The sequence below is a fragment of the Streptomyces sp. NPDC048636 genome (assembly GCF_040650655.1).
Lineage (GTDB): Bacteria > Actinomycetota > Actinomycetes > Streptomycetales > Streptomycetaceae > Streptomyces.
Genome location: NZ_JBEZHR010000012.1, coordinates 81982 through 91538, shown reverse-complemented (window position 1 = coordinate 91538; position 9557 = coordinate 81982). Strand labels below are relative to the sequence as shown.

The 9557-nt window shown below is 71.0% G+C and carries 10 protein-coding genes; 5 read left to right on the top strand and 5 right to left on the bottom strand.

What is annotated here, in order from left to right; genetic code table 11:
- Positions 1–18 precede the first annotated feature (18 nt).
- The 3 genes from AB0C66_RS27610 to AB0C66_RS27600 form a co-directional block, all read right to left on the bottom strand.
- Positions 19–219, bottom strand: coding sequence for a hypothetical protein (locus AB0C66_RS27610; RefSeq protein WP_362444112.1), 201 nt, complete (start codon positions 217–219; stop codon positions 19–21).
- 20 nt (positions 220–239) lie between these two features.
- A complete protein-coding gene (locus AB0C66_RS27605) occupies positions 240–833 on the bottom strand; it encodes a helix-turn-helix domain-containing protein (RefSeq protein WP_362444110.1) in 594 nt (197 codons plus the stop codon).
- Between the two features lie 97 nt (positions 834–930).
- Positions 931–1398: an Lrp/AsnC family transcriptional regulator gene (locus tag AB0C66_RS27600; protein ID WP_362444413.1), complete on the bottom strand. Its 468-nt coding sequence runs from the start codon at positions 1396–1398 to the stop codon at positions 931–933.
- A gap of 146 nt (positions 1399–1544) precedes the next feature.
- Here AB0C66_RS27600 and hppD point away from each other — a divergent pair, with 146 nt between their 5' ends.
- The 3 genes from hppD to AB0C66_RS27585 all read left to right on the top strand — a co-directional run bounded on the left by hppD (position 1545) and on the right by AB0C66_RS27585 (position 5386).
- Positions 1545–2690, top strand: coding sequence for a 4-hydroxyphenylpyruvate dioxygenase (gene hppD / locus AB0C66_RS27595; RefSeq protein WP_362444107.1), 1146 nt, complete (start codon positions 1545–1547; stop codon positions 2688–2690).
- A gap of 230 nt (positions 2691–2920) precedes the next feature.
- Positions 2921–3955, top strand: coding sequence for a teichoic acid biosynthesis protein C (locus AB0C66_RS27590; RefSeq protein WP_362444104.1), 1035 nt, complete (start codon positions 2921–2923; stop codon positions 3953–3955).
- 63 nt (positions 3956–4018) lie between these two features.
- Positions 4019–5386 carry an FAD-linked oxidase C-terminal domain-containing protein gene (locus tag AB0C66_RS27585; RefSeq protein WP_362444101.1) on the top strand — a complete coding sequence of 456 codons (1368 nt, stop codon included), beginning with the start codon at positions 4019–4021 and terminating at the stop codon, positions 5384–5386.
- On the opposite strand, the gene AB0C66_RS27580 is transcribed toward AB0C66_RS27585, so the two are convergent.
- A complete protein-coding gene (locus AB0C66_RS27580; RefSeq protein WP_362444098.1) occupies positions 5387–6112 on the bottom strand; it encodes a hypothetical protein in 726 nt (241 codons plus the stop codon).
- Positions 6113–6380: 268 nt separating this feature from the next.
- Positions 6381–6743 carry a hypothetical protein gene (locus tag AB0C66_RS27575; RefSeq protein ID WP_362444096.1) on the bottom strand — a complete coding sequence of 121 codons (363 nt, stop codon included), beginning with the start codon at positions 6741–6743 and terminating at the stop codon, positions 6381–6383.
- A gap of 438 nt (positions 6744–7181) precedes the next feature.
- Between AB0C66_RS27575 and AB0C66_RS27570 the strand changes: the two genes are divergently transcribed.
- Complete coding sequence (locus tag AB0C66_RS27570) at positions 7182–8828, top strand: RDD family protein (protein WP_362444093.1); 1647 nt, start codon at positions 7182–7184, stop codon at positions 8826–8828.
- Between the two features lie 76 nt (positions 8829–8904).
- Entirely contained in the window at positions 8905–9525 is a 621-nt protein-coding gene (locus AB0C66_RS27565; protein WP_362444090.1) for an RDD family protein, read from the top strand.
- The last annotated feature ends 32 nt before the right edge of the window (positions 9526–9557 follow it).

Genomic DNA, 9557 nt, shown 5'->3' with positions numbered 1-9557 from the left:
CCCCCCTGTACGTCTCGGTCAGTAGTCGAGCCGCGCCGTCAGTGTCGCCTGCGGACCGCGCGGTGTCGCCATCCGCAGCCCGACCTCCACCAGCGTCCAGCCCAGCCGGATGCGCAGCGGTGGGGCGTCGGGGCGGGGCGCGGGTGCCTCCCGGGCCTCCTGCCGGAGGTGTTCGGCGCGAATACGGTGCAGCCGCAGATGGATGTCGTCGCCGTGCATGGTGTCTCCCCCTGGCTCCGTCATTCCTCGTCGCGCGGGAAGGCGTGCAGATGGACCCGGTACCGGGCCGAGTTCTCGGTGTCCTGGTCCACCTCCTTCTCGCGGTAGCTCTCGATCACTTCGTGCAGCTTGTCGCGCATTTCCTCGGCGAGTTCGGGCGTCAGCCGAAGCTTGAAGTCGCTCAGGTCCGAGGCACGACGCCACTCCGGGGACCAGGTGTGCAGGGTGCCGATCCAGGTCGACACCTCCTGACTGTGCACCGTGGCCCATTCATGCAACAGGGTGTTCATCGCTCCGCGCACGGCCGGATCGGGATGGGTGCCGAACTCGTCGCCCACGCGGATGCCCCGGTGCGCCGGCTTCCACCACCGCTCCCGGCCCTTGCCGCGCTCCGGATCGTCGGTGACGAAGCCGTGCGCGGCGAGCTGCCGCAGGTGGTAGCTGGTGGCACCGCTGGACTCGCCCAGCCGCTCGGCCAGTTGGGAGGCGGTCGCCGGTCCGTACTCGCTCAGCGCGGCGAGCAGGCGCATCCGCAGCGGATGGGCGAGCCCGCGGAGGGAACGCGGATCGAGCTGCCGTACGTCGTCGGGCAACGGCTTCTCGTTCTCTGCCATGTCCGGGAGCGTAAGCATGCAAAGGTTTCGTTGCAAGTACTTCTTTGCAACGAAACCTTTGGATCCACTCGCCGCGCTCGGACCAGTCCTGTGCCGCTCAGTCCTGTGCCGCCTGCCGCACCAGCGGGATGATCCGCAGCGGTACCGCGTTCTCCATCACGATCGCCGTCGAGGCCCGGACGATCCCCTCGAACCCCACGACCAGGTCGATCACCCGCTGGAGATCGGCGTTGGAGCGGGCGACGAGACGGCACAGCATGTCGCCGTGGCCGGTGGTGGTGTGCAGCTCCAGCACCTCCGGGACACCCGCCAGATGCGTCCGCACGTCCGCCCCCTGGCCCTGCTTGATCTCCAGCGTCGCGAACGCGGTCACCGGATAGCCCAGCGCCGCCGGATCCACCTCCGGGCCGAAGCCGCGGATCACCCCCTGCGCCCGCAGCCGGTCCAGCCGCGCCTGCGCCGTACCGCGCGCCACCCCGAGGCGGCGGGACGCCTCCAGCACCCCGATCCGCGGCTCGTGTGCGAGCAGCTCGATCAGTCCGGCGTCGAGCCCGTCGATTCCCATGGACACCTCCCGGCACAGGGCGACCACCGCTGTGATGGTGGTCACTGTGTGCAGAATGCCGCGCGGAACGTCGATATGGCTATACAGAATGCTCAGCGATTTCGCGAACTGTTGCGCACCCTGAACCTCGGGGAGACGCTTCAGGTATGACTGAGATCCTGAACCCCACCCCGTCCACCGCGCGGCAGGCCGACCCCTTCCCGGTGAAGGGGATGGACGCGGTGGTCTTCGCGGTCGGCAATGCCAAGCAGGCGGCCCACTACTACGCCACCGCGTTCGGTATGAAGCTCGTGGCCTACTCCGGACCGGAGAACGGCAGCCGCGAGACCGCCAGTTACGTCCTCGTCTCGGGCAGCGCCCGCTTCGTGTTCACCTCGGTCATCAAGCCCGGCACCGAATGGGGCCGCTTCCTCGCCGGGCATGTCGCCGAGCACGGCGACGGGGTCATCGACCTGGCCGTCGAGGTGCCGGACGTCCGCGCCGCGTACGCCTACGCCGTCGAGCACGGCGCCACCGGTATCGAGGAGCCGCACGACGTCAAGGACGAGCACGGCACCGTGGTGCTCGCCTCCATCCGCACCTACGGCGACACCCGCCACACCCTCGTCGAGCGCACCGGCTACGACGGCCCCTACCTGCCCGGTTTCGTGGCCGCCGACCCCCTCGTGGCCCCGCCGGCCAAGCGCACCTTCCAGGCCATCGACCACTGCGTGGGCAATGTCGAGCTCGGCAAGATGGACGAGTGGGTCGCCTTCTACAACAACGTCATGGGTTTCACCAACATGAAGGAGTTCGTGGGCGACGACATCGCGACCGAGTACTCGGCGCTGATGTCGAAGGTCGTCGCCGACGGCACCAAGAAGGTGAAATTCCCGCTGAACGAGCCCGCGATCGCGAAGAAGAAGTCGCAGATCGACGAGTACCTGGAGTTCTACGGCGGCCCCGGGGTCCAGCACATCGCGCTCGCCACCAGCGACATCGTCTCGACCGTCCGGACCATGCGGGCCGCCGGTGTCCAGTTCCTCAACGTCCCGGACTCGTACTACGACACCCTCGGCGAGTGGGTCGGCGACACCCGGGTGCCGATCGAGGAGCTGCGCGAGCTGAAGATCCTCGCCGACCGCGACGAGGACGGCTATCTGCTCCAGATCTTCACCAAGCCGGTCCAGGACCGGCCGACCGTCTTCTTCGAGATGATCGAGCGCCATGGCTCGATGGGCTTCGGCAAGGGCAACTTCAAGGCCCTGTTCGAGGCGATCGAGCGGGAGCAGGAGAAGCGCGGAAACCTCTGATCCGGAACCATTGATCCACCCCGCTGACGGCCCCGGGCGACCCCCCACCGCCCGGGGCCGTCGTATGCCGTCGTATGCCCCGAGCAGATGCCGCGGACGCCCGCACGGCCCTTCGCCGGTCCCGCTCGAAAAATCCGAACCCCGGGCGGGAGGGCGACCTCCAGCGTCTACACTCTCGGCGACCTGTTCACTCCAACAGGGCGAGATCGCAGGGGAGTTGTGGAGTTCGCATGTCCGAGGACACCCAGGACACATATGACGCGGGGCGGTTGACCCGGCGCAGGTTCGCCCTCGCGGGCGGCGCGGCCGCCGCGGGAGCGTTCGCGGCCTTCTCGGCCCGTACCGAGGCATCGGCGGCGACCGAAGGGGGCCGGTTCGATCTGACCGCGCCCTCCACCCGGCTGCTGCGGGAGAAGACACCGCACAACGCCACGGTGCTCCAGTCCTTCGCGTTCGACGACACCCACCACCACCTCTACGTCCTCCAGCTGATGGAAGGCGGGATCCAGCTCGACGGCGAGCCGGGACCCGTCTCCGGCGCCGACCGGGCCGCGCACGGCGATATGTGCCTCACCAGGATGTCGCTCGCCGGTGCCGAACTGGGCTCCATGTATCTCAAGGGGTTCGGGCACGGGGCGGCCATCGGCTGTGAGCCGGTGGGCGGCACCGCCTATCTGTGGACCGAGTCCGACGCCGACCCCGCCTCCGGCTACGGGCGCGCCATCAGCCGCTTCCGGTTCGCCGCCGGGACCGTGCTGTCCAGCGGTTCGTCCTCGCTGGTCAAGCACCGGCCGGTGGCCGGTTCGACCGCCAACCAGCCCGCCGTCGACATGCTCGACAAGCGCCTGCTGATGCGCTACCGGCTGAACGGGGTGCCCCGCTACCGGCTGATGAGGCTGGCCGACGTCACGGCCGGGAGGTACACCGCGCTGTACGACATACCCCAGGCCGGGGTGGCCGCGAACGAGACCTTCCGGGGCTTCGCGGTGCTCGGCGACCACGTCTACCAGCTGACGGGCACCGCCTACACCGACGAGGGCGGCGCCAACCCGCCCTCCGGCCACGGCAACACCCACGTCTCCTGCGTCGACCTGCGCACCGGCGAACTGGTCCAGCGGGCCCGTACCGAGGCCGCCCACTCGCTCGGCTACCGCGAGCCGGAGGGGATGGCGATCCAGCTGACCGACCCCCGGCGGCTGTGCATGGGCTTCGCCTCGGGCGCCACGGGCGACCGCAAGGTGAGCGTCTACTACAAGCCGCAGTAGGCCGAGGCGGCGCCACACCGTCGCGATCTTCCCTGGCGGGCGGCCGGGTGCGACGCTGGAGGCATGACCGACCTCATCGAGCTGCTGCGGGAGGGCCTCCCCGAGGAGGCGGTGCTGACCGACCCCGATGTCACCGGGGCGTACGCACACGACATGGCCAGCTTCTGCGAGGCGGGCACGCCCGCCGTGGTCGTCCTGCCCCGCACCGTCGAGCAGGTGCAGCACATCTGCCGCACCGCCACCGCGCTGCGCGTCCCGATCGTCCCCCAGGGCGCGCGCACCGGACTGTCCGGCGCGGCCAACGCCTCCGACGGCTGCGTCGTGCTGTCCCTGGTGAAGATGGACCGCATCCTGGAGATCAACCCGGTGGACCGGATCGCGGTCGTGGAACCGGGCGTGGTGAACGCGGCACTGTCCCGCGCGGTGATGGAGAAGGGGCTGTACTACCCGCCGGACCCCTCCAGCTGGGAGGAGTGCACCATCGGCGGCAATATCGGCACCGCGTCCGGCGGGCTGTGCTGTGTGAAGTACGGCGTCACCGCCGAATACGTCCTGGGCCTGGACGTGGTGCTGGCGGACGGACGGCTGTTCAGCACCGGCCGCCGCACCGCCAAGGGCGTCGCGGGCTATGACCTCACCCGGCTGTTCGTCGGCTCCGAGGGCAGCCTCGGCATCGTCGTACGGGCGGTGCTCGCGCTCAGGCCCAGCCCGCCCGAACAGCTCGTCCTGGCCGCCGAGTTCCCCTCCACGGCCACCGCGTGTGACGCCATCTGCCGGATCATGGAGCGCGGGCACACCCCCTCGCTGCTGGAGCTGATGGACCGCACGAGCGTCCGCGCGGTCAACGCGATGGGCGGGATGGGGCTGCCGGAGACCACCGAGGCGCTGCTGATGGCGGCCTTCGACACCCCCGACCCGGCCGCCGACCTCGCCGCCGTCGGTGAGCTGTGCGCGGCGGCGGGCGCCACCGAGGTGGTCCCGGCCGATGACGCCGCCGAGTCGGAACTGCTGCTCCAGGCCCGCCGGATGACCCTGACCGCCCTGGAGGCGGTCAAGGGCGTCACCATGATCGACGACGTCTGCGTACCGCGCTCCCGGCTGGCCGAGATGATCGACGGCACCGCCGCCATCGCCGAGAAGTACCGGCTGACCATCGGCGTCGTCGCCCACGCCGGGGACGGCAACACCCACCCCACCGTCTGCTTCGACGCCGCCGACCCCGATGAGTCCCGGCGGGCCCGGGAGTCGTTCGACGAGATCATGGCCCTCGGTCTTCAGCTGGGCGGCACGATCACCGGCGAACACGGCGTCGGAGTGCTCAAACGGGAGTGGCTGGCCCGCGAACTCGGCCCGGTGGGCGTGGAGTTGCAGCGTGGTATCAAGGACGTCTTCGATCCGCTGGGCCTGCTGAACCCGGGCAAGCTCTTCTGATCACCGGGAGGGGACCGGGGAGGACGGGCTGCCGGACCCCGACGGGCTGGGCGTGGCCGTCCCCGACGGTATGGGCCCGGGGCGGCCGCTCGACGAGGGCTTGGGCGGCCGGGGCGTGTGACTGGGCCGCCGCGTCGGCGTCTCCTTGGGCGGCTTACGGGTACGGGTGGCCGACGGCGGGGCGCCGCTCTCCTCGGCCGCCGGTTCGCTGGCGCCGGGCGACGGCCGGGGCGGGGTGGTCGTGGGCGGGGGAGCGGTGAACGTGGGCCGCCCCTGACGGCTGGCCCGGTCCGGCGCCCGCGACGCGGGCGACACCGCGGTGCCGGGTGTGGACTCCGACGTATCGGCCTCGGGCTCCCCGGGCGTCTTGCCGTCCCGCTCCGACACCGTATGCGACGGGCCCTCGGAGCGCTGCGTCAACAGCAGCGAACCGGCGGCCAGCCCGCCCACCACCGCGAGCGCCGCCACGGCCACGGCCCTGCGCCGCCGCTTGCTCCGCCGTACGGGGCTGGGCTGGGTGAGCGTCACGGCACCGAGCTGAGCGGTCAGCGGGGCGACGGCCTCGGCCGTGTCCTCTCTGCGCTCGGGCCCGAAGACCTGCTGGGCGATGGCCCGCGTGCTCAGCGCCTTGGGGTCGGCCGGTCCGGCCAGCGGGTCGTACGCACCGCATTCCGGACAGGTGACAACCCCGTTGAGAGTCCTGCGGCACGAGGCGCAGTAGTCCATCTGTTGCCCTTCCATTCGTCGGCAGGTCCCGTTCCGCGTCGCCCGTGGGCGGGCTCGGTTCCCTGCCGGGGGTGGTGCGGTCCGCCGTCCGGTGCGGTCACCTCACGGTAACGGCCGACCAGAACGAGGTACGCCGGGCCGTCCCCCGGTGTTCAACTCCGCGCCGTGGCCAGCCTCACACCGCCGCCGCACGCACCGAGGCCCCCACTCCGTGGAGCGGGGGCCTCATGCAGGTCACACGCGGGCGGGGCCCGCGTGCCTCAGCGGATCAGGTCGAGCAGGTGTCGTCGTTCAGCTTCTCGGCGCTGGTGAAGACACCGACCATCGGCAGGGCCGCGTAGAGGTCGGTCTCGCCGGGCTTGACGCACAGCAGCTTCTCTCCGCCGGGGTTACCCGGAGCGCTGTTGTTGTAGTACGTCACACGAATCCGGTAGTTGTGATCGTTGCAGTTGATGTACTTCCTGAGGTCCTGGAAGCCACATTCCCGCTGCACGGACACCTTGCCGCTCTCGCCCTTCGCCGTACCCGATGCCGCCGACGCGGCGCTCGCTACCGCCGGTGTCCCCACGACCAACAGTGCCGACAGTCCCAGACCGGCGCCGATCATGCGCTTGGCTCGATGTTTCATCATCGTTCCTCCGTGCTGTCGTTCTCGCGAGAAGACGGCATGGTCAGTGCGCCGTCCCCCGTTCTCTGCGATGTCCGCCCCGCGCGGTTTGACCTCCGGTTCACGAGGTACGCGAAGGCGAACGATCAATAACGTCCCACGAGTTGACCGAATGCGTCAATAACCTTTCAGATCAGTCCAGTTACTGACAGGTCAGGTCAAATCGCTCGCCACGTGGGCCGGTGCCGGGGGCTCGGGGGGTCGGGTACGGGTCGCACGGGAGGGTGGTGCCGGGGGATGACGGGCACATGACGCCGTCACGTCTGATAGACCTTGACCCGCGCGCTCCGGGTTGCGCTGCGGCTCTTCTACGGCAGACTGCTTGGGCCCCCCACCCGCGAGGCACCACTCAGGCGCAGCGCAGGACAGCACGGCTGAAGCAGATACGGGACATCGGAGATCATGAGCGCTTCTACCTCAGGATCCGCTGACGGCAGCTCCATTCCTGGCTTTTATCCGGATCCGTCCATCCCTGGCTACATCCGTTACTGGAACGGCGCGGCCTGGGTGCCGGGCACCAGCAGGCCCGCGCCCTCCGAGGGCGAGTCCATGCCCGCGCCGCCGCCCGGGGTGACCCACACCCAGGTCATCGCCCCGGCGGGGGACGAGACCGGGCCGATGTTCCTGGACGAGGACCCGGCGTCGGGTCCCGCGCAGGGGACCGGTGGGGCGCTGCCCGAGGTGCGCCCGCGCGGGGAGATGGATGTCCGGGACGGTGGGACGGCCGGTGCGGGGGCCCAACCGGTGCCGCCCGGCGGGACCGCGGCCCCGGTGGACTGGGACGATCCACGGCGGTTGCACGGCTCCCGGCCCGAGCCCGCCACGGCCTGGCAGGCCGATGCCTCGCGGCAGGCGGGGTACGGAAGTGAGCAGGACCGCCGGATCTTCTGGGGCTCGGAGCACGACGGCCCCGGCGGCGCCCAGGCCGGGCCGCTGCCCGGGGTGCCCGATCCGCGGCGCGCGGCGGAGGACCCGGCGAGCGGCGGTGACCAGCCGGGTGGTGGCGACCAGCAGGGCGGCGGCCCGGACAACTCCACGCTGACCATGCGCGGAAGCGGGACCCGGACGCCCAAGGACCGTTCCACCCAGGCCCTGCCGCCGGTGCGGCGGAACCCGGAACTGCCCCCGGCGGACGGCGGAGAGGACACCCCCGCCCCTGGCCAGGGTCAGGGCCAGGGGCGGGACCAGGGCACGATGGCGTTCCGCACGGTCGCGGGCGGCGGTCCGGGCCAGGGTCCCGCGGCCGCCACACCCCCGGCCCAGCCCCAGCAACAGCAGCAGCAGCAGCCGCAACAGCAGCAGCCGCAACAGCAACAGCAGCCTCCGCAGCCGCAACCCCCGCAGCCGCAACCGCAGCAGTCCTACGGTGGCCCGCCCCCACAGAGCGGCGCCCCGGGCGCCCCGCCCTGGCAGCAGCAGGTGCACCAACTCGCCCAGCACGGGCAGCAGCAGGGGCACCAGCACGGGCAGCCGCAACCCGGCGGCGGCCAAGGCGCACCCGAGGGCGTCATCCCGTGGAAGCCGCCCGCCGACAACCCCTTCCTCCAGGCCGCGCAGGCCCAAGGGCGGCCCGCCCCGCTCGGCCGCCGTCTCCTCGCCCGGCTGATCGACACCGTCGTCCTGCTCGGCATCGTCGGCGCCGCCGCGCTGCCCCTGTGGGCAAAGGCGGGCGACCATATCGACGAGAAGGTGGAGACGGCGAAGCGGACCGGCGAGACCGTCACCGTCTACTTCCTGGACGGCACCACCGGCGGCTATCTGGGCATGGTGCTCGGTCTGCTGCTGGTCCTCGGCATCGTCCTGGAGGCGCTGCCCAGCGCCGTCTGGGGCCGCACCCTGGGCAAGAAGCTGGCCGGGGTACGGGTCCTGGACATCGAGGGGCATGACAAGCCGTCGTTCGGGGCCGCGCTGCGCCGCTGGCTGGTCTACTCGGTGCTGGGACTGCTGGCGATCGGCGTGCTGAACGTGATCTGGTGCCTGTTCGACCGCCCCTGGCGGCAGTGCTGGCACGACAAGGCGGCGCGCACCTTCGTGGCGGCCTCCGGCTGAGGCGGATGGACCAGCCGGGTCGCCCGAAGGGGGTACGCCGGATGCGGCGGCCCCGGCTCCGGGTTCGACTCGGGCCATGAGCACCGACCAGCCGCCCCCCGGGGCCGATGAGCCCCGGGACCGGGGCAGCGATCCGTTCGCCAAACACCCGCCGACCGGCGGCCCCGAGGACAGCGGCGGTACCGGGGGCACGGGCGGCGGCACCAACGGCACCCCGTACGGCGAACACCGCGACGAGGACGATCCGCTCGCGGGCATGCCCCCGCTGGCGCATCTGGGCCGCCGTCTGATCGCCCGGATCATCGACGCGCTGCTCGTCGGCATCCCGGTGGGGCTGGTCATGGCCGCGATCCTGGGCGGTTATGACCCGGTGGACGGAAGCGCCCGGTCGTCCACGGTCACCATCGTGTACGCGCTGGTGTACTTCGTCTACGAAGGATTGATGCTCACCCACTACGGCCAGACGGTGGGAAAGAAGGCGATGAAGATCCGGGTGGCGATGCTGGAGAACGGCCAGCCGCCGGTCGGCCAGCCCGGCTGGGTGCGCGCCGGGGTCTATGCCCTGCCCGAGATCGTGCCCTGCTGCGGTTTCATCTTCTGGCTGATCAACGTCTTGTGGTGCACCTGGGACCGGCCGTATCGGCAGTGTCTGCACGACAAGGCGGCCAAGACGGTCGTGGTCTCCACGGTGTCCTGAGACCGCGTACGCGGAAGGTCCGGTCCGACCCT

What these genes read in the sequence shown, in the direction of transcription:
- AB0C66_RS27580 (WP_362444098.1), bottom strand. Translation starts at nt 6,112, where the DNA reads ATGGACTACTGCGCCTCGTGCCGCAGGACTCTCAACGGGGTTGTCACC.
- hppD (WP_362444107.1), top strand. Translation starts at nt 1,545, where the DNA reads ATGACTGAGATCCTGAACCCCACCCCGTCCACCGCGCGGCAGGCCGAC.
- AB0C66_RS27600 (WP_362444413.1), bottom strand. Translation starts at nt 1,398, where the DNA reads ATGGGAATCGACGGGCTCGACGCCGGACTGATCGAGCTGCTCGCACAC.
- AB0C66_RS27585 (WP_362444101.1), top strand. Translation starts at nt 4,019, where the DNA reads ATGACCGACCTCATCGAGCTGCTGCGGGAGGGCCTCCCCGAGGAGGCG.
- AB0C66_RS27570 (WP_362444093.1), top strand. Translation starts at nt 7,182, where the DNA reads ATGAGCGCTTCTACCTCAGGATCCGCTGACGGCAGCTCCATTCCTGGC.
- AB0C66_RS27590 (WP_362444104.1), top strand. Translation starts at nt 2,921, where the DNA reads ATGTCCGAGGACACCCAGGACACATATGACGCGGGGCGGTTGACCCGG.
- AB0C66_RS27605 (WP_362444110.1), bottom strand. Translation starts at nt 833, where the DNA reads ATGGCAGAGAACGAGAAGCCGTTGCCCGACGACGTACGGCAGCTCGAT.
- AB0C66_RS27610 (WP_362444112.1), bottom strand. Translation starts at nt 219, where the DNA reads ATGCACGGCGACGACATCCATCTGCGGCTGCACCGTATTCGCGCCGAA.
- AB0C66_RS27565 (WP_362444090.1), top strand. Translation starts at nt 8,905, where the DNA reads ATGAGCACCGACCAGCCGCCCCCCGGGGCCGATGAGCCCCGGGACCGG.
- AB0C66_RS27575 (WP_362444096.1), bottom strand. Translation starts at nt 6,743, where the DNA reads ATGATGAAACATCGAGCCAAGCGCATGATCGGCGCCGGTCTGGGACTG.